The 17,858-nt window shown below is 62.6% G+C and carries 17 protein-coding genes and 1 riboswitch; of the genes, 11 read left to right on the top strand and 6 right to left on the bottom strand.

Annotated features, from left to right (window positions below):
• Positions 1-170 precede the first annotated feature (170 nt).
• Complete coding sequence (gene nadB, locus V3W40_RS01000; RefSeq protein ID WP_330214265.1) at positions 171-1,787, top strand: L-aspartate oxidase; 1,617 nt, start codon at positions 171-173, stop codon at positions 1,785-1,787.
• Here the strand turns inward: nadB and V3W40_RS01005 are convergent.
• Complete coding sequence (locus V3W40_RS01005; RefSeq protein WP_330214266.1) at positions 1,756-2,202, bottom strand: protein YgfX; 447 nt, start codon at positions 2,200-2,202, stop codon at positions 1,756-1,758. The genes nadB and V3W40_RS01005 overlap by 32 nt on opposite strands.
• A complete protein-coding gene (locus V3W40_RS01010; RefSeq protein WP_027604321.1) occupies positions 2,186-2,440 on the bottom strand; it encodes an FAD assembly factor SdhE in 255 nt (84 codons plus the stop codon). The genes V3W40_RS01005 and V3W40_RS01010 overlap by 17 nt, the downstream gene beginning before the upstream one ends.
• A 139-nt stretch (positions 2,441-2,579) precedes the next feature.
• On the opposite strand from V3W40_RS01010, the gene ygfZ reads away from it, so the two are divergent.
• The gene (ygfZ, locus tag V3W40_RS01015; RefSeq protein ID WP_065928216.1) at positions 2,580-3,521 is read left to right on the top strand and encodes a CAF17-like 4Fe-4S cluster assembly/insertion protein YgfZ; all 942 of its coding nucleotides are present in this window, start codon (positions 2,580-2,582) and stop codon (positions 3,519-3,521) included.
• A gap of 36 nt (positions 3,522-3,557) precedes the next feature.
• A complete protein-coding gene (locus V3W40_RS01020; RefSeq protein ID WP_065928217.1) occupies positions 3,558-4,379 on the top strand; it encodes an HDOD domain-containing protein in 822 nt (273 codons plus the stop codon).
• Here the strand turns inward: V3W40_RS01020 and V3W40_RS01025 are convergent, their stop codons facing one another.
• Together V3W40_RS01025 and V3W40_RS01030 are read right to left on the bottom strand one after the other, a co-directional pair.
• Complete coding sequence (locus tag V3W40_RS01025) at positions 4,380-5,765, bottom strand: sensor histidine kinase (RefSeq protein WP_065928218.1); 1,386 nt, start codon at positions 5,763-5,765, stop codon at positions 4,380-4,382. It abuts the gene before it with no gap.
• Positions 5,758-6,429 carry a response regulator gene (locus V3W40_RS01030; protein WP_330214267.1) on the bottom strand — a complete coding sequence of 224 codons (672 nt, stop codon included), beginning with the start codon at positions 6,427-6,429 and terminating at the stop codon, positions 5,758-5,760. Before V3W40_RS01030 ends, V3W40_RS01025 begins: the two co-directional genes overlap by 8 nt.
• Before the next feature lie 235 nt (positions 6,430-6,664).
• Between V3W40_RS01030 and V3W40_RS01035 the strand changes: the two genes are divergently transcribed.
• From V3W40_RS01035 to V3W40_RS01055, 5 genes are all read left to right on the top strand, one after another.
• Positions 6,665-7,957: an OprD family porin gene (locus tag V3W40_RS01035; protein ID WP_330214268.1), complete on the top strand. Its 1,293-nt coding sequence runs from the start codon at positions 6,665-6,667 to the stop codon at positions 7,955-7,957.
• Between the two features lie 31 nt (positions 7,958-7,988).
• Complete coding sequence (locus tag V3W40_RS01040) at positions 7,989-8,972, top strand: Bug family tripartite tricarboxylate transporter substrate binding protein (protein ID WP_442962807.1); 984 nt, start codon at positions 7,989-7,991, stop codon at positions 8,970-8,972.
• Between the two features lie 147 nt (positions 8,973-9,119).
• Positions 9,120-9,578 (top strand): tripartite tricarboxylate transporter TctB family protein, encoded by a 459-nt coding sequence (locus V3W40_RS01045; RefSeq protein WP_330214269.1) that lies wholly within the window; start codon positions 9,120-9,122, stop codon positions 9,576-9,578.
• 1 nt (position 9,579) lies between these two features.
• The gene (locus tag V3W40_RS01050) at positions 9,580-11,094 is read left to right on the top strand and encodes a tripartite tricarboxylate transporter permease (protein ID WP_027604329.1); all 1,515 of its coding nucleotides are present in this window, start codon (positions 9,580-9,582) and stop codon (positions 11,092-11,094) included.
• Complete coding sequence (locus V3W40_RS01055; RefSeq protein ID WP_074845154.1) at positions 11,087-12,124, top strand: AbrB family transcriptional regulator; 1,038 nt, start codon at positions 11,087-11,089, stop codon at positions 12,122-12,124. The genes V3W40_RS01050 and V3W40_RS01055 overlap by 8 nt, the downstream gene beginning before the upstream one ends.
• 31 nt (positions 12,125-12,155) lie before the next feature.
• Here the strand turns inward: V3W40_RS01055 and ung are convergent, their stop codons facing one another.
• A complete protein-coding gene (ung, locus tag V3W40_RS01060; RefSeq protein ID WP_027604331.1) occupies positions 12,156-12,848 on the bottom strand; it encodes a uracil-DNA glycosylase in 693 nt (230 codons plus the stop codon).
• Positions 12,849-12,984: 136 nt separating this feature from the next.
• Between ung and V3W40_RS01065 the strand changes: the two genes are divergently transcribed.
• A complete protein-coding gene (locus V3W40_RS01065; protein ID WP_330214270.1) occupies positions 12,985-14,097 on the top strand; it encodes an enoyl-CoA hydratase/isomerase family protein in 1,113 nt (370 codons plus the stop codon).
• A 55-nt stretch (positions 14,098-14,152) separates the two neighbouring features.
• Here the strand turns inward: V3W40_RS01065 and V3W40_RS01070 are convergent, their stop codons facing one another.
• Positions 14,153-14,524 carry a hypothetical protein gene (locus V3W40_RS01070; RefSeq protein WP_330214271.1) on the bottom strand — a complete coding sequence of 124 codons (372 nt, stop codon included), beginning with the start codon at positions 14,522-14,524 and terminating at the stop codon, positions 14,153-14,155.
• A 314-nt stretch (positions 14,525-14,838) separates the two neighbouring features.
• Here V3W40_RS01070 and V3W40_RS01075 point away from each other — a divergent pair, with 314 nt between their 5' ends.
• Entirely contained in the window at positions 14,839-16,461 is a 1,623-nt protein-coding gene (locus tag V3W40_RS01075) for a methyl-accepting chemotaxis protein (protein ID WP_330214272.1), read from the top strand.
• 167 nt (positions 16,462-16,628) lie between these two features.
• Positions 16,629-16,730, top strand: a riboswitch (guanidine-I (ykkC/yxkD leader).
• Between the two features lie 60 nt (positions 16,731-16,790).
• Positions 16,791-17,858 (top strand): putative urea ABC transporter substrate-binding protein, encoded by a 1,068-nt coding sequence (locus V3W40_RS01080; RefSeq protein WP_330214273.1) that lies wholly within the window; start codon positions 16,791-16,793, stop codon positions 17,856-17,858.

A 17,858-nucleotide genomic window follows, 5' to 3' on the forward strand; every position in this document is an offset into this window, starting at 1 on the left:
CTGTCGATTTTACCCGAGCCGTGCACCGTAATCTCACATTGCCACGAATGCCCGGCTATTGTGCCGCTCCCCCCCTCTATATACTAGTGGCCCGTGTGACCCTTTGATTCGCCGATCCAGGCGTCCTGTTTGCGCCAGCCCTGTGGATCGCTTTTTGCGGAATCCTTCAAATGAGCCAACAGTTTCAACACGATGTCCTGGTGATCGGCAGCGGCGCGGCCGGCTTGAGCCTTGCGCTGACCCTTCCCAGCCACCTGCGAATTGCCGTCCTGAGCAAAGGCGACCTGGCCAACGGTTCGACATTCTGGGCCCAGGGCGGTGTCGCCGCGGTGCTGGACGACACCGATACGGTGCAATCCCACGTTGAAGACACCCTCAACGCCGGCGGTGGCCTGTGCAACGAAGACGCGGTGCGCTTCACCGTCGAGCATAGCCGCGAGGCGATCCAATGGCTGATCGACCAGGGTGTGCCCTTCACCCGCGACGAACACGCAAGCAGCGATGACGGCGGCTTCGAGTTCCATCTGACCCGCGAAGGCGGCCACAGCCATCGGCGTATCATCCACGCCGCCGATGCCACCGGTGCCGCGATCTTCAGGACCTTGCTCGACCACGCCCGCCAACGCCCCAACATCGAACTGCTGGAACAACGCGTCGCTGTCGACCTGATCACCGAAAAGCGCCTGGGCCTGCCGGGCGAACGCTGCCTCGGCGCCTATGTGCTCAACCGCGCCAGCGGCGAAGTGGATACTTATGGTGCGCGCTTCACCATCCTCGCCTCAGGCGGCGCCGCCAAGGTCTACCTCTATACCAGCAACCCCGACGGCGCCTGCGGCGACGGCATTGCCATGGCATGGCGCTCGGGCTGCCGGGTGGCCAACCTGGAATTCAACCAGTTCCACCCCACCTGCCTGTATCACCCACAGGCCAAGAGCTTCCTGATCACCGAAGCCCTGCGCGGCGAAGGTGCACACCTCAAGCTGCCGAACGGTGAGCGCTTCATGCAGCGTTTCGACCCGCGCGCCGAGCTGGCTCCACGGGATATTGTCGCCCGCGCCATCGACCATGAAATGAAGCGCCTGGGCATCGACTGCGTCTACCTGGACATCAGCCACAAGCCCGAAGCGTTCATCAAGACCCACTTCCCGACCGTCTACGAGCGCTGCCTGGCGTTCAACATCGACATCACCAAAGGGCCGATCCCGGTGGTACCGGCGGCGCACTACACCTGCGGCGGTGTGATGGTCGACCAACATGGGCGTACCGATGTACCCGGCCTGTACGCGATTGGCGAAACCAGCTTCACCGGCCTGCACGGCGCCAACCGCATGGCCAGCAACTCACTGCTCGAATGCTTCGTCTACGCCCGCTCGGCCGCAGCCGACATTCTCGAACAACTGCCGCGCATCCCGGTGCCGGCCGCCCTGCCCCGCTGGGATGCCAGCCAGGTTACCGATTCGGACGAAGACGTGATCATCGCCCACAACTGGGACGAGCTGCGGCGCTTCATGTGGGACTACGTGGGGATCGTGCGCACCAACAAGCGCCTGCAACGGGCGCAACACCGGGTGCGACTGCTGCTGGATGAGATTGATGAGTTCTACAGCAACTATAAGGTCAGCCGTGACCTGATCGAACTGCGCAACCTTGCCCAAGTCGCGGAGTTGATGATCCGTTCAGCCATGGAACGCAAGGAAAGCCGGGGCCTGCACTACACCCTCGACTACCCGCAGATGTTGCCCGAGGCCCGCGACACTATTCTGGTGCCAACCACCTACGGCGGCTGAACTTCAAGCGAACCCGCAGGCGCCGGTGCACATCGGCGGCCTGCGAATCCCTCGGCACGCAGACCGAGCGCACCCGCCATTCCCCCGGTACGCGATAGCGCAACACCACAATCAGCGGCAGCGCCAGGCTGTCGGGGCGCAGCTGCACGCGATGCCAACCGCGCTCACCGCTGAATAATTGCCAGCCCTCTTCATCCCGTCGCAGGCCACGAATCGACGAACGGTGAGTCAGCAGGACATAACGCGGCAATACCCAGGCAGCCTGGGCCAGGCACGCCAGCACACCGAGGACGGCAAAGGGAGCGTCGAGGACCATCAGTGCACCCAGCGCGAAGAGCTGGGCAAGGAGATACGCCGCCAGCAGCAGCCGTGAGGCCTGCCAGCGGCATTCGAAACGATTACTTGGGCTGGACACGATCCAGGATCATCCGGACCATGCGCTGCAGTTCAGGATCTTCGGATTCGGCCCGCTCCATGAACCAGCCGAACATGTCCTGATCTTCGCAAGTCAGCAGCCTGACGTAGAGATCGCGATCTTCCTTATTGAGCGTCGCATACACCTCTTTGGTAAAAGGCACCAGCAACACATCAAGCTCAAGCATGCCACGACGGCTGTGCCAGTAGAGACGATTGATTTCTACATCTTCGACCATGGAGCGCTCCTCAAATAGAGCGCAAGTATACAGGCCCGACGGCACCGGAACAGTCGGCTTTGGTCGCCCCTACGGAAACTATCCATTTGCCGGGCGCCCCTCTATGATGCACCCATGACTTTTTGACCTGCGATGACCCATGGCTGACTCTGCTTTCTTCTGCCCCCTGTCCCACGAAGGCGTTCTCGCCGTCCGCGGCTCCGACGCTGCCAAGTTCCTGCAGGGACAACTCACCTGCAACCTCAATTACCTGAGCGACACCCAGGCCAGCCTCGGTGCGCGCTGCACACAAAAAGGCCGCATGCAGTCGAGCTTCCGCATCCTGTTGCAGGGCGACGGCGTACTCCTGGCCATGGCCACCGAGCTGCTCGAACCGCAACTGGCGGACCTGAAGAAATATGCGGTGTTCTCCAAGTCCAAGCTCACCGACGAAAGCGCCGCCTGGGTGCGTTTCGGTGTGATCGATGGCGATCAGGCGCTGACCGGCCTTGGCCTTGAGCTGCCCACCGAAACGGACAGCGTTGCCCGTACCGAACACCTGATCGCCGTCCGCGTGTCTCCCGCCCGCGCCGAACTCTGGGTACCTGCCGAGCAAGCCGACGGCGTGCGCGGCCAATTGGCCGCACAGTTGACACAAACCGACTTGAATCACTGGCTACTGGGCCAGATCCGCGCCGGTATCGGCCAGGTCATGCCCCAGACCCGCGAACTGTTCATCCCGCAGATGCTCAACCTGCAGGCCGTGGGCGGCGTCAGCTTCAAGAAAGGCTGCTACACCGGCCAGGAAATCGTCGCGCGCATGCAGTACCTGGGCAAACTCAAGCGTCGCCTGTACCGCTTGAGCCTGAACGCGGCTGAAATGCCCGAGCCAGGCACCCCGTTGTTTTCCCCCAGCCACAACAGCTCGATCGGCGAAGTGGTGATTGCAGCAAAAGCTGACCAGGTGATTGAACTTCTGGCGGTATTGCAAGCCGAAGCTGCCGATAGTGGCGATGTGCACCTAGGCACGCTGGAAGGCCCCGGTTTGCAACTGCTTGACCTGCCTTACACCCTTGACCGCGATCGTGAGATCCAGCGTTAGTCGCCGTATTTTCCTGCAACACCCTAGAGAGCATGAATGAACAAACTGGCGGAAAAAGTCCAACAGGCGTTGGTTAAGGCCATCGACAACGATGACCTGGTTCTGCCGACATTGCCGGAAGTGGCCCTGAACATCCGTCAGGCCGCTGAAGACCCGGAAATCAGCATCAGCCACTTGAGTAAAGTGATCGGCCGCGACACTGCGTTGTCGGCGCGCCTGATCAAAGTGGTCAACAGCCCGCTGTTGCGCGCCACCCAGGAAGTCACCGACCTGCACACCGCCATCACCCGGCTGGGCACCAACTACAGCAGCAACCTGGCCATCGGCCTGGTGATGGAACAGATCTTCCACGCCCGTTCCGAAGTGGTCGAACAGAAAATGCGCGATGTGTGGCGCCGCAGCCTGGAAGTGGCGGGCGTCAGCTACGCCCTGTGCCGCAACCACAGCCAGCTCAAGCCGGACCAGGCAGCGCTGGGCGGCCTGGTGCACCAGATCGGCGTGCTGCCGATCCTGACCTACGCCGAAGACCACTACGAGCTGTTGTCAGATCCGGTCAGCCTCAACCACGTGATCGACAGCATCCACCCGGTGCTGGGCGACAAGTTGCTGAGTGGTTGGGACTTCCCGGAAATGCTGGCGAAACTGCCGGGCCAGTACCTGAACCTGGACCGGGACTCAGCCTGCCTCGACTACATCGACGTGGTGCAGATTGCCATGCTGTATTGCCATCACGGCACCGATCACCCCCTGGCCAAGGTGGACGTCTCCAGCGTGCCTGCGATGAAAAAACTGCGGGTTGATCCCTACAGCGAAAAACTGCGCGCAGAGCTGGATGAAGCGCGCGCCATGTTCGATTGATCAACCGGCGATAAAACTCACACGCACCTTCAACCCCGCGTGCTCGCCGTCATGCAGGCTGATCTGGGCCAGATGCGCACGACAGATTTCGCCCACGATCGCCAACCCCAGGCCTGAGCCCATGCCTTGCTGGCTACGGCGGTAGAAGCGCTCGAACACCCGGTCGCGCTCCTCCTGCGGAATACCTGGGCCATCATCTTCCACCTCCAGTACCGCCGGCGCCGTGACCCGCAGGATCACGTTGCCGCCCGGTGGCGTGTGCGCCAGGGCGTTGTCCACCAGGTTGCTCAACAGTTCGTTGAGCAGCGTCGGCTCGCCACGCAACCACACCGGTTCATCCGCCTCCAGCGCCAGTGCCACGCCACGCGCATGGGCCAACGGCGCCATGGCCATGCCCAGTTCACGGGCCAATTGGCTGAGGTCGAGCAACTGCGCGCCGCCTTCGGCAATCGCCCGGGCACCGTTTTCGATGCGCGCCAGGGACAGCAACTGATTGGCCAGGTGGGTCAACCGATCGGTGCCTTGGGCGGCGGTTTCCAGGGTACTGCGCCAGGTTGCGGGATCTTCGGCGCGCAGGCCCAGTTCCAGGCGCGCCTTGAGCGCCGCCAAGGGGGTACGCAGTTCATGGGATGCATCGGCAATAAACTGCGCCTGACGCTCGAACTGGCCGCGCAGGCGTTCGGTGAAGTGGTTGAGGGAACGCACCAGCGGGCCGAACTCATGCTGAACCTCCACCAACGGCAACGGCCGCAAGTCGTCGGGCTGGCGCTCTTCCACCGCCGTGCGCAGGCGCTCCAGCGGGCGCAAGGCGGCGCTGACGGCAAACCACACCAGCAACAAGGCGCCAATGGCGAGCATGCCCAGGCGCAGCAAGGTGTCAGCCATCAGGCTGCGGGCCATGCTCACCCGTGCCTCATCGGTTTCGGCCACGCGGATTTCCGCCATGCCGTTCATGTTCGGTTCGGAGACCGCCTTCAGCAGGCTGACCACCCGCACTTCCTGGCCCTGGTACTTGGCGTTGTAGAAGCGCGCCAGCGCCGGGTAGTCGTCGGTGCGCGGTGTGCCGGGGGGCGGGCCGGGGAGGTTTTCGTAGCCGGAAATCAGCTTCTGATCAATGTCATTGACCTGATAGTAGATGCGCCCGGCGCTGTCGTAGGCAAAGGTGTCCAGGGCGACATAGGGCACGTTGGCGCTGAGGGTGCCGTCCACCTGGGTCAGGCCCGCGGCGATGGTACGCGCCGAGGCCAGCAGCGTGCGGTCATAGGCGGTGTCCGCCGCTTCGCGACCGTTCCAGTAGGCACTCATGCCACTGGCGAGCATCAACAGCACCAGCAGCAGCGCCAGGTTCCACAGCAGGCGCCAGCGCAGGCTGCTGGGCTTATGCATCGCGGGCTTCCAGCAGGTAGCCGAGACCGCGGAACGTCACGATAGCGATGGGTTGGCCATCGAGCTTCTTGCGCAGGCGGTGCACGTAGATTTCGATGGCGTCGGGGCTGGCCTCTTCGTCCAGGCCGAACACCTGGGAAGCCAGTTGCTCCTTGCTCATCACCCGGCCTGGGCGGGCAATCAGCGCTTCAAGCACGGCTTGCTCGCGGGAGGTCAACGTCATCAACTCGCCGCCCACGGTGAAACGGCGGGTGTCGAGGTCATAGACCAGCACCCCGCAGGCCTGCTGGCGCTCGCCGCCCAATACGCTGCGGCGCAGCAGCGCCTTGACCCGGGCTTCCAGCTCGGTCAGTTCGAACGGTTTGGCCAGGTAGTCATCGGCGCCCAGGTTCAGGCCATGCACGCGGTCCTTCACATCGCTGCGCGCGGTCAACATCAGCACCGGCAGGTTTTTCCCACGCGCCCGCAAGCGCGCCAGCACCTCGAAACCGTCCATGCGCGGCAGGCCCACATCGAGGATGGCCACCGCGTAATCCTCACTGCCCAAGGCCAGGTCGGCGGCCACGCCGTCATGCAATACGTCGACGGTCAAACCTGTGCTCTTGAGCGCTTGGGAGACGCTTTCGGCGAGTTGCAGATGGTCTTCAACCAGAAGGACACGCATGGATTTCCACCTTATTCGGACGTGGTCGGCGCCACGCTTTGCCGGGCAGTTTACAGGCGCCGACTGCCCTGTGAAGCCTGAAAACATTGAAAGGCAGCTGAAAGGTTAGTGAAAGCTTCGCCCTTTAGCATCCAGCCACGGTAGGTCATGCCTGCCGAGCGACCTGATGGGTCGCGCCCGAAAAACGCCTCGAAGCGTTTTCGCCAAAATAAGAACAATAACGGAGTGCACCACGATGCTGTCGACACAGCCACAGGCTTGCCCGCCTGTTCGTATTTCCCGCCTGACCCACACCGCCCTTGTCAGTGCCGCTGCCCTTGCCGGCTTTTCGCCGCTTGGCCAGGCTGCCTTCTTCGAAGACAGCAGTGCGACCCTGGAAACCCGCAACATGTACTTCAACCGCGACTTTCGCGACGGCACCAGCGCCCAGCAGTCCAAGCGCGACGAGTGGGCCCAGGGCTTCATGCTCAACCTGCAATCAGGCTACACCGACGGCACCGTCGGCTTTGGCGTGGATGCGCTGGGCATGCTCGGGGTCAAGCTCGACTCCAGCCCCGACCGCACCGGCACCGGCCTGCTGCCTACCCACGACGATGGCCGCGCCGCCAACGAGTACTCCAAGCTGGGCCTGACCGGCAAAGTGAAGATTTCCGCTACCGAGCTGAAGATCGGTTCGCTGATGCCCGAGCTGCCGATCCTCAAGCCCAACGACGGTCGTATCCTGCCGCAGACCTTCAACGGTGGCCTGATCACCTCCAAGGAATTCAAGAACCTGGTCTTCACCGGCGGCCGTCTCGACAAAGCCAAGGACCGCGACGACAGCAACTACGAAGACATCGCCCTCAATAACAAGAACAGCCGCTTCCTCAGCGGTGCCACCGGCAAGCATTTCAACTTCGGCGGGGTCGACTACAAGTTCGCCGACAAGATCACCGGCAGCTACCACTTCGCCCAACTCGACGACGTGTACCGCCAGCACTTCCTCGGCCTGGTCGCCGCACGCCCGATGGGCCCCGGCACCTTCGCCACCGACCTGCGCCTGGCGATCAGCGATGACGCAGGCGCAGCCCGTGGCGGCAAGATCGACAACACCTCCCTCAACGGCCTGTTCAGCTATGCCCTCAATGGCCATAAGCTCAGCGCCGGCTACCAGCATATGTCCGGCGACAGCGCCTTTCCCTATGTGGATGGCAGCGACCCGTACCTGGTCAACTTCGTGCAGATCAACGACTTTGCCGGCGCCGAAGAGCGCTCCTGGCAGGCGCGCTACGACTACGACTTCGCCAAGCTGGGCATTCCCGGCCTGAGTTTCATGAGCCGTTACCTCTCGGGTGACAATATCAAGCTCAGGAACGGCGACACCGGCAAGGAATGGGAGCGCAACAGCGAGATCAAGTACGTGGTGCAAAGCGGCACATTCAAGGATGTCGCCGTGCGTCTGCGCAATGCCACCTACCGTTCCAACTATTCAGCCCGTGATGCGGATGAAATGCGCCTGCTGGTCAGCTACAGCGTTGCGCTCTGGTAAGCCACTCATAACAACAAAGACGGAGATCACCATGACCCCTTCATTGCGTAAATTGGCCCTCGCCGCCGGCTGCATGCTGTTCGCCGGCCAACTGCTGGCCGCCGACGAACCCAAGCGCCCGGAATGCATCGCCCCGGCCTCCCCCGGCGGTGGTTTTGACCTGACCTGCAAACTGGCGCAAAGCGCGCTGGTCAACGAGAAACTGCTGAGCAAACCAATGCGCGTGACCTACATGCCGGGCGGCGTGGGCGCGGTGGCCTATAACGCCGTGGTGGCCCAGCGTCCTGCGGACGGCGGTACGTTGGTGGCCTGGTCCAGCGGTTCGCTGCTGAACCTGGCCCAGGGCAAGTTCGGACGCTTCGATGAGAGCGCCGTACGCTGGCTGGCCGCCGTGGGTACCAGCTACGGTGCCATCGCCGTTAAAGCCGATTCGCCCTACAAGACCCTCGACGACCTGGTTAAAGCCCTGAAGAAAGATCCGGGCAGCGTGGTGATCGGTTCCGGCGGCACCGGCGGCAGCCAGGACTGGATGCAAACCGCCCTGATCGCCAAGGCCGCCGGGATCAACCCGCGCGAGCTGCGCTATGTGGCGCTCGAAGGCGGCGGTGAAATCGCCACCGCCCTGCTCGGCGGGCATATCCAGGTCGGCAGTACCGACATCTCCGACTCCATGCCGCACATCCTCAGCGGTGACATGCGCCTGCTGGCGGTGTTCTCCGAGGAGCGCCTGGACGAGCCGGAAATGAAGAATATTCCGACCGCCAAAGAGCAAGGCTACGACATCGTCTGGCCGGTGGTGCGTGGCTTCTACCTCGGGCCAAAAGTCAGCGATGCCGACTACGCCTGGTGGAAGGAGGCCTTCGACAAACTGCTGGCCTCCGACGAGTTCGCCAAGCTGCGTGACCAGCGCGAGCTGTTCCCGTTCGCCATGACTGGCCCGGAGCTGGACACCTACGTGAAGAAACAGGTGGCTGACTACAAAGTGCTGGCCAAAGAGTTCGGCCTGATCCAGTAATCGCCCCTCTTTTGTGTAATGCCCCTGTAGGAGCGAGCTTGCTCGCGAAGAACCCAAGGACATCCACGTGCATCCAGACAGCACGCGTTATCGTTGACGTTTTTCGCGAGCAAGCTCGCTCCTACAAGAGGGGCCTTGGAGTTTCCTATGCTCTTACAACGCGTTTTTGCCGCTGTGCTGTTGCTGGCCTGCGCCGGCCTGGCACTGATGGCCTGGCCGTATCAGGCAGCGTTTTCCTACGAACCGGTCGGGCCTCGGGCCTACCCATTGCTGATGCTCGGGCTGATGAGCCTGGCGCTGATCTACATGCTGTTCCGCCCGCAACCCACCAAGCACACCGAAGAAGAACCCGCGCTCGACCGCCAGACACTGGTCAAGATCAGCATCTGCGTGGCGCTGTTGATCGTGTTTGCCGGCACCTTCGAGCCCCTGGGCTTCATCCTCAGCAGCATGCTGATCGGCATCCCCATGGCGCGCCTGTATGGCGGGCGCTGGGTGCCCAGCGTGGTGATCGTCAGCCTGATGGCCATCGGTCTTTATCTGCTGTTCGATAAAGCCATGGATGTTCCGCTGCCCCTCGGCCTGCTCGACGTTCTGGAGAACTGATATGGATACTTTCGGCTATTTGGGCCAGGGCTTCGGCGTTGCACTGTCCCCCTACAACCTGGTGACCGCCCTGTGCGGCACCCTGATCGGTACCGTGGTCGGCCTGTTGCCGGGCCTGGGCCCGATCAACGGCGTGGCGCTGTTGATCCCCATCGCGTTCGCCCTGGGCCTGCCGCCGGAATCGGCGCTGATCCTGCTGGCGGCCGTGTACCTGGGCTGCGAATACGGCGGCCGTATCAGCTCGATCCTGCTGAACATCCCGGGCGAAGCCTCCACCGTGATGACCACCCTCGACGGCTACCCGATGGCCCGCAAAGGCCTGGCCGGCGTGGCGCTGTCGTTGTCCGCGTGGAGTTCGTTCATCGGCGCGTTTATCGCCACCTGCGGCATGGTGCTGTTCGCGCCGCTGCTGGCCAAATGGGCGATTGCCTTCGGCCCGGCGGAATATTTCGTGCTGATGGTGTTCGCGATTGTCTGCCTGGGCGGCATGGCCGGTGACAAACCGTTGAAGACCTTTGTGGCGGCGCTGATCGGCCTGTTCCTTTCCGCCGTGGGCATCGACGCCAACAGCGGCGTGTACCGGTTCACCGGCGATAACATCCACCTCACCGACGGCATCCAGTTTGTGGTGTTGGTGCTGGGCTTGTTCTCCATCAGCGAGATCCTGTTGCTGCTGGAAAAAACCCACCGTGGCCAGGAAGCGGTAAAAGCCACCGGGCGGATGATGTTCAACCTGAAAGAAGCAGGTTCGGTGTTCGTGGTGAACATTCGTTGCGGCCTGCTCGGTTTCATCATGGGCGTGCTGCCCGGCGCGGGCGCGACCCTGGCCTCGGCGGTGGCCTACATGACCGAGAAACGCCTGGCCGGTGCCAGCGGCAAATTCGGCCAGGGCGACATGCGCGGCCTGGCTGCACCGGAAACCGCCATCGGCGCGTCCGCCTGCGGTGCCCTGGTACCGATGCTGACCCTCGGCGTTCCCGGGTCGGGCACCACCGCCGTGATGATCGGCGCCCTGTCGCTGTACAACATCACCCCCGGCCCGCTGCTGTTCCAACAGCAACCGGACATCGTCTGGGGCCTGATCGCCTCGTTGTTTATCGCCAACATCATGCTGGTGATCCTCAACATCCCGATGATCCGCATCTTCACGCGCATCCTCGCCGTGCCGAACTGGGCGCTGGTGCCGGTGATCGCGATCATCACCGCGATCGGTGTGTACGCGGTGCACGCCACCACCTTCGACCTGTTCCTGATGGTCGGTATCGGCATCTTCGGCTACATCCTGCGCAAGCTGGACTTCCCGCTGTCGCCGGTGCTGCTGGGCTTTATCCTCGGTGGCCTGATGGAGCAGAACCTGCGCCGCGCGCTGTCGATTTCCAACGGTGACCTGCAGATTCTCTGGTCAAGCCCGATCACCTTCGGTGTGTGGGTACTGACCGCGTTGATGCTGGCCTTCCCGCTGGTGCGCATCTACCGCAAACGTGCCCTGCAGCGTCGTGCCGTGGCCGATGTCTGAGGTCATCTTTAAACATTGGTGGGGAACACCGCTGGTCGGCCTGGCCGGCGGTTACCTGGCCAGCCTGGTTGGCTGGCCTTTGCCGTACATGGTCGGCTCCTTACTGGCGATCATCCTCGTGCGTTGCCTAACGCCCTGGCAGTTGGCGGAGATTCCCGGCGGGCGCAAATGCGGCCAATGGGTGGTGGGCATCGGCATCGGCCTGCACTTCACCCCGGTGGTGATCGAACAGGTGATGAGCCACTTCGGCCTGATTTTCTTCGGGGCGCTGGTCACCAGCCTGTCGAGCGTGGTGGGCGTGTGGTTGATGCGCCGCAGTGGTGAAGACCGCGCCACCGCGTTTTTCTCGAGCATGCCGGGCGGTTCCGGGGAGATGGTCAACCTCGGCTCGCGCAATGGCGCGGTACTCAGCCGTGTCGCGGCTGGGCAAAGTCTGCGCGTGCTGGTGGTGGTGCTGTGTGTGCCGGCGATCTTCAAGTATCTGTTGGGCGGCGGTGCGCCGCAGTTTCATCCGGCACCGGTCAGTTGGGCGTGGCTGGCGCTGCTGTTTCCACTCGGTGCACTGGTGGCCTGGGGCTGGCAGCGCTTGCGCCAGCCTAATCCGTGGTTGTTCGGCCCCTTGCTGGTCAGTGCGACGGCCAGCGTGGTGTGGGACCTGCATATCGGCCTGCCCGACGGCGGCAGCCAGATCGGCCAGTGGTTGATCGGCAGCGGGTTGGGCTGTCACTTCAATCGGCAGTTCTTTCGTCGAGCGCCGTCGTTCATGGGCCGCACCTTGATCGGCACGGCCTTGACCATGGCGCTGGCAACGTTGGCGGCGGTGGGCTTGAGCGCCCTCACCCACCTGGACCTGCGCTCGCTGACCCTGGGCATGATGCCCGGTGGGATTGCCGAGATGAGCCTTACGGCCGAGACCCTGCAACTGTCGGTGCCGTTGGTGACGGCGATGCAGGTGATGCGCTTGTTGTTTGTGCTGTTTCTGGCAGAGCCGTTGTTTCGGCATTGGAACCGTCAGCCGGAAAAAATCTAAACCTTCGGCACAGGTTGAACTGTGCCTGGCCTTAGAGCGGCGGCAGGCGCCACTCAATCGGCGTTTCGCCGTTCTGCTCAAGAAACTTGTTGGTGCGGCTGAAATGCCCGCACCCCAGGAACCCCCGGTACGCCGACAACGGCGACGGATGCACCGACGTCAGCACCAAATGCTTGGTGGCATCGACCAGTTTCTGCTTGCCCTGGGCATGGGCGCCCCACAACAGGAACACCAAATGCGGCTGGTGTTCGCTGACCACCTCGATAATCCGATCGGTAAAGAACTGCCAGCCCTTCCCCGCATGGGCATTGGCGTTGGCGCGTTCCACGGTCATGGTGGTGTTGAGCAGCAACACGCCCTGGTCGGCCCAGCTTTGCAGGCAGCCGTGGTTGGGGATGTCGATATTCAGGTCGCGCTTGAGCTCTTTGTAGATATTGACCAGGGACGGCGGCGCCGGCACGCCCGGTTGTACCGAGAAGCACAAACCGTGGGCCTGGCCGGGGCCGTGGTACGGGTCCTGGCCGAGGATCACCACCTTGACCTTGTCCAGCGGCGTTGAGTTAAGCGCATTGAAGATCAGCGGGCCGGGCGGGTAGATCTCTTTGCCGGCGGCATGTTCCTGGCGCAGGAACTCGCGCAACTGGCCCATGTAGGGCTTATCGAACTCATCACGCAGGGCGTGTTTCCAGCTGGGTTCGAGTTTGATACGGTCGCCTTCGGTCATAGTTGAAATGTCTTGTAGAAAAGAATGAGGCGAACCCTAGGAAAGCCGGCCCTGCTTGTCAATTGATCTGACACACCACCGGCACTTTCCCACGAAGCGATCATACTGATCCTTCACCTTCTCGATTGAGGTCACGATGAATCTGCACTTCGAAGAACTGACCGGCAGTGGCGGCGCCCGCGTCGGCATCGCCAGCCTCGACGCTGAAAAATCCCTCAATGCCCTCTCTTTGCCGATGATCCTGGCCCTGACAGATCGCCTGGAGGCCTGGGCCAAAGACCCGGCCATCGTCTGTGTGCTGCTGCGTGGCAACGGGCCCAAGGCGTTTTGCGCCGGGGGCGAAGTGCGCAGCCTGGCCCAAGCCTGCCGCGAGCAGCCAGGTGAAGTGCCGGCCCTGGCCGCACAGTTTTTTGCCGCGGAATACCGCCTCGACTACCGCTTGCACACTTACCCTAAGCCGCTGATCTGCTGGGGCCACGGTTACGTGCTGGGCGGAGGCATGGGCCTGCTGCAAAGCGCGGCCATACGGATTGTCACGCCGAGCAGCCGCCTGGCCATGCCCGAGATCAGCATCGGCCTGTACCCGGACGTGGGCGCCAGCTGGTTCCTGTCGCGCCTGCCCGGCAAGCTGGGCTTATTCCTTGGCCTCACCGGCGCCCATATCAACGGCCGTGACGCCCTGGACCTGGGCCTGGCCGACCGTTTCCTGCGTGACGATCAACAAGACGAGTTGCTCGATGGCTTGCTGCAACTGAACTGGCAGGAGCAGACCGCGATACAGCTCAACAGCCTGCTCAAGGCCATGGCCCAGGAAGCCGTGGCCCAGCAACCCGAGGCGCAATGGCTGCCGCGCCGGGCACAGATCGACGAATGGCTGGACGTCGGCGATGTGCGCAGCGCCTGGCGCGCCTTGAGCCCGCTGCGTGAACACGCGGACCCACTGTTCAATCGCGCCGGCAAGACATTGAGCGAAGGCTGCCCGCTGACCGCGCACCTGGTGTGGGAACAGATCCAGCGGGCCCGCCACCTGTCCCTGGCCGAGGTGTTCCAGATGGAATACACCCTGAGCCTGAACTGCTGCCGCCATCCGGAATTCAGCGAGGGGGTGCGCGCGCGGTTGATCGACAAGGACCAGAAGCCCCATTGGCATTGGCCAGACATCAATACGGTCCCGGACGCCGTGGTGCAGGCGCACTTCACCAAGGCGTGGGAAGGCCGGCACCCGCTGGCGGACTTGTCCGATTACTGAGGTTTTGCGCCCATGAAAAAGCGGCGCTTCATGCGCCGCTTGTCATACAGGCCGGTCAACGGTGACCGCCACGGCCACCTCCACGGTCATGATCACCACCGCGTCCATGCCCGCCATTGTTCCAACGATCCCCCCAGCCCTGGTTCGGGTAAGGCCGGTAACCGGCCCTTGGCCCTGACGGGTAATAGCGAGGCGCCGGCTGGTAATGACGCGGTGCCGAGTAGTAACGCGGTGCCGGAGCGTAGTAACGCGGCGACGGGTAGTAATCACGGCGATATTGATACGCCGTGCCGCCGCCATAGTAATAAGCCGGCGCCGGTGAGGTGTAGACCTCGGAACGGTAGTAGCTCTGGCCTCCATCGTAGTAGGGCACACAAGCGCAAAGGGTCAGACCGAGTAAAGCGCTGAGCAGCAGTCGTCGATACATGGCGGCCTCCTGGACCGCGGAAGAGCACCTCCAGCGACGCTGGGGGGCGGCATTCAGCTTTCACTGAATGACGAAACATCTGACATCAAAAACCGAATCTGGTGCGTTTTTGTAACAACTTGATACATCAATGCCAAGGGCAGCCACATCCCGTCAGACGCACTGCGGTATAGCACTTAACAACCCCCAGGTTTATCGATTCAGTAAATTTTTCTGGCTCGAAACTTTCCCGATTGCGATGATGTCACTATGACATCGCATAAGCCAGGGAGGCTCTAACGTGCGCCCTTCGCCACTTTCGCCGGATCCGAGCCATGAAAATCTCAACCAAACTGCTGCTTTCATTTCTATTGTGTGCACTGGTCACCCTCGGGGTCGGCCTGCTGGGTATCAAAAGCGTGGTCCGCCTCGCCAATGCATTGGAACTGACGTTCTCCAATAACCTGGTGTCCGTCAGCAACACGGCCGCTACCCTCAATGGCCTGGTGGCCCACAACCGTGGTTTGTACCGTTTGATGGATGCGAGCAACGGCGACGTCGCCCAACAAGACCGCGACCGCGTGCGCCAGGACATCGCCAACGAACTCAAACGCAGCCAGAGCGCCTACGCCACCTACCGCGCCACGCCCCTGGAAGACGACGAACGGGCAGCAGGCGACAAGCTCGACCAGATCTGGCCAACTTACACCAGCAGCTCCGAACGCATCATGTCGATGCTCGACAGTGGCCAGGTCGAGCAGGCCCGCGCCCAGCTCAACAGCACCAACAATGAACTGTTCCGCCAGGCGCGCGAGTTGATCCGTGTGATGATCGAGTCCAATAACCGCCAGATCAAGGAAGGCGCCGTCGCCGCCGAGGACCTTCGCAGCAGCGCATTGACCTGGATGATCAGCGGCATTGTCCTGGCCTTCATTATTGCGATTATCATCGGTGTGCTGATCACGCGCCTGATCACCCGCCCTATCGCACAAGCGGTTGAGAACGCACAACGCATTGCCAAGGGTGACCTGACCCAAGCCATCACGACCGACCGCACCGACGAAGCCGGGCAACTGTTGATGGCGTTGTCGGATATGCAGGGTGGCCTGAAAAACACCCTGGTGGAAATCGCCAATGCCTCCGACCAGCTCGCGTCGGCAGCCGAAGAGCTGAGTGCCGTCACCGATGAAAGCAGCCGTGGCCTGACTCGCCAGAACGACGAAATCCAGCAAGCCGCCACCGCCGTCAACCAGATGACCGCAGCGGTCGACGAAGTGGCGAGCAACGCCGTGTCGACCTCCGAGGCGTCGCGCCAGGCCACCACCGAAGCCGAGGACGGCCGCCAGCAGGTGGAGCAGGCCGTGTCGGGCATGTCATCGATGGTGGTCGAGATCAACGATTCGACCCAATCGGTCGTCGACCTCGCCGGCCAGGTGCGTGAAATCGGCAAGGTGATCGATGTGATCCGCGGCATTGCCGACCAGACCAACCTGCTGGCCCTCAATGCCGCCATCGAAGCTGCCCGAGCCGGTGAACAAGGCCGTGGTTTTGCGGTGGTGGCCGATGAGGTGCGGGCGCTGGCCCACCGCACCCAGACCTCCACGGTCGACATCGAGAAGATGATCGGTGAAGTCCAGGCCGGTGCCGATGGCGCCGTGGCCGCCATGAACAAAAGCCTGACCTGGGCCAACAACACCCAGACCCTGGCGCAAAACGCCGGCCAGGCGCTGGAGCGCATCACCGCCAGCGTGGCCAGTATCAACGAGCGCAACCTGGTGATCGCCTCGGCGTCCGAGGAACAGGCCCAGGTGGCCCGGGAAGTGGATCGCAACCTGCTCAACATCCAGGACCTGTCGACCCAGACCGCCGCCGGTGCGCACCAGACCAACGCCTCCAGCCAGGACCTGTCGCGCCTGGCCACCTCGTTCAATGTGCTGGTCAGCAAGTTCCAGCTGTAAGCGCCTCATAGCAGTGCGCCGACGCACCCGCGTGGCGCACACCGCCCTCTTCTACACCCTCCTCTCCCGCCCGCCCGGCTGAACCGCCGGGCATCGAAGCCACTTGGCACGACTCTCGCTTTATCTCTTGCGTGCAGGATTGATACAGGTTCGCGGCACCACAATTTGCAATGGCCGACTAGGGTTCCGGCTCGCCGAAAGCGAGTGGCTGGTCCGAGAGTTGGCGACCTCCAGTTGAGGTTACACGGCGGGATAAAAGCCCGGGAGACAAGCCACCGTTCACGGTGCCGCGTTGCTCCTGCTCGCCCTTGATCAACTGGAGAAGCCCCATGCCCTCAATCCGTTTACCCGCCCTGCTCGCCGTCGTCTTTGCCGCCGTGCTGAGCGTCCAGGCCCAAGCCGCCCCCAAAAAACACTTCAGCGTGTGCTGGACGATCTACGCCGGCTGGATGCCGTGGGAGTACGCCGGCAGCCAAGGCATCCTCGACAAGTGGGCGAAGAAATACGGCATCACCATCGACATGGTGCAGCTCAACGACTACGTCGAATCCATAAACCAATACACCGCCGGCCAGTTCGACGGCTGCACCATGACCAACATGGACGCCCTGACCATCCCCGCCGCCGGTGGCGTGGACAGCACCGCGCTGGTGGTCAGCGACTTCTCCAACGGCAACGACGGCGTGGTAATCAAGGGCACCGGCAAGACCGTGGCCGACCTCAAGGGCATGAACGTCAACCTGGTGGAACTCTCGGTGTCTCACTACCTGCTGGCCCGCGCGCTGGAGTCGGCGGACTTGACGGAAAAAGACCTGAAGGTGGTCAACACCTCCGATGCCGACATCGCGGCGGCCTTCAACACCGACCAGGTCCAGGCCGTCACCACCTGGAACCCGATGCTCTCGGAGATCAAGGCCAAGCCTGGGGTGAGCCAAGTGTTCGACTCGAGCAAAGTACCCGGCGAAATCATGGACATGATGGTGGTCAACACCCAGGTCCTCAAAGACAACCCCAAGCTGGGTAAAGCGCTGACCGGCGCCTGGTTCGAAGTGGTCGCGCTGATGAACGCCAAGGGCCCCGCCAGCACCGCAGCCCTCGAACATATGGCCAAGGCCTCGGGCACTGACCTTGCGGGCTTCCAGTCGCAACTGGACACTACCAAGCTGTTCGCCACGCCCCAGGAAGCCCTGGCCTTCGCCACCAGCCCACAGTTGCCCGCCACCATGGGCAAAGTCGCCGAGTTCTCGTTTAAACACGGCCTGCTGGGTGAAGGCGCCAAGGACAGCAGCGCCGTGGGCATGCGCTTCGCCAACGGTGTGACCAGCGGCGACAAGGCCAACCTCAAGCTGCAGTTCGACCCCAGCTACGTACAGATGGCCGCCGACGGCAAGCTGTAA

This window comes from Pseudomonas sp. AM8, from assembly GCF_036346475.1.
Lineage (GTDB): Bacteria > Pseudomonadota > Gammaproteobacteria > Pseudomonadales > Pseudomonadaceae > Aquipseudomonas > Aquipseudomonas marginalis.

Excerpts from the sequence above, each read along its gene's own strand:
- nadB (WP_330214265.1), top strand. The coding sequence starts at position 171 with ATGAGCCAACAGTTTCAACACGATGTCCTGGTGATCGGCAGCGGCGCG.
- V3W40_RS01010 (WP_027604321.1), bottom strand. The coding sequence starts at position 2,440 with ATGGTCGAAGATGTAGAAATCAATCGTCTCTACTGGCACAGCCGTCGT.
- ygfZ (WP_065928216.1), top strand. The coding sequence starts at position 2,580 with ATGGCTGACTCTGCTTTCTTCTGCCCCCTGTCCCACGAAGGCGTTCTC.
- V3W40_RS01020 (WP_065928217.1), top strand. The coding sequence starts at position 3,558 with ATGAACAAACTGGCGGAAAAAGTCCAACAGGCGTTGGTTAAGGCCATC.
- V3W40_RS01025 (WP_065928218.1), bottom strand. The coding sequence starts at position 5,765 with ATGCATAAGCCCAGCAGCCTGCGCTGGCGCCTGCTGTGGAACCTGGCG.
- V3W40_RS01030 (WP_330214267.1), bottom strand. The coding sequence starts at position 6,429 with ATGCGTGTCCTTCTGGTTGAAGACCATCTGCAACTCGCCGAAAGCGTC.
- V3W40_RS01035 (WP_330214268.1), top strand. The coding sequence starts at position 6,665 with ATGCTGTCGACACAGCCACAGGCTTGCCCGCCTGTTCGTATTTCCCGC.
- V3W40_RS01040 (WP_442962807.1), top strand. The coding sequence starts at position 7,989 with ATGACCCCTTCATTGCGTAAATTGGCCCTCGCCGCCGGCTGCATGCTG.
- V3W40_RS01045 (WP_330214269.1), top strand. The coding sequence starts at position 9,120 with ATGCTCTTACAACGCGTTTTTGCCGCTGTGCTGTTGCTGGCCTGCGCC.
- V3W40_RS01050 (WP_027604329.1), top strand. The coding sequence starts at position 9,580 with ATGGATACTTTCGGCTATTTGGGCCAGGGCTTCGGCGTTGCACTGTCC.
- V3W40_RS01055 (WP_074845154.1), top strand. The coding sequence starts at position 11,087 with ATGTCTGAGGTCATCTTTAAACATTGGTGGGGAACACCGCTGGTCGGC.
- ung (WP_027604331.1), bottom strand. The coding sequence starts at position 12,848 with ATGACCGAAGGCGACCGTATCAAACTCGAACCCAGCTGGAAACACGCC.
- V3W40_RS01065 (WP_330214270.1), top strand. The coding sequence starts at position 12,985 with ATGAATCTGCACTTCGAAGAACTGACCGGCAGTGGCGGCGCCCGCGTC.
- V3W40_RS01070 (WP_330214271.1), bottom strand. The coding sequence starts at position 14,524 with ATGTATCGACGACTGCTGCTCAGCGCTTTACTCGGTCTGACCCTTTGC.
- V3W40_RS01075 (WP_330214272.1), top strand. The coding sequence starts at position 14,839 with ATGAAAATCTCAACCAAACTGCTGCTTTCATTTCTATTGTGTGCACTG.
- V3W40_RS01080 (WP_330214273.1), top strand. The coding sequence starts at position 16,791 with ATGCCCTCAATCCGTTTACCCGCCCTGCTCGCCGTCGTCTTTGCCGCC.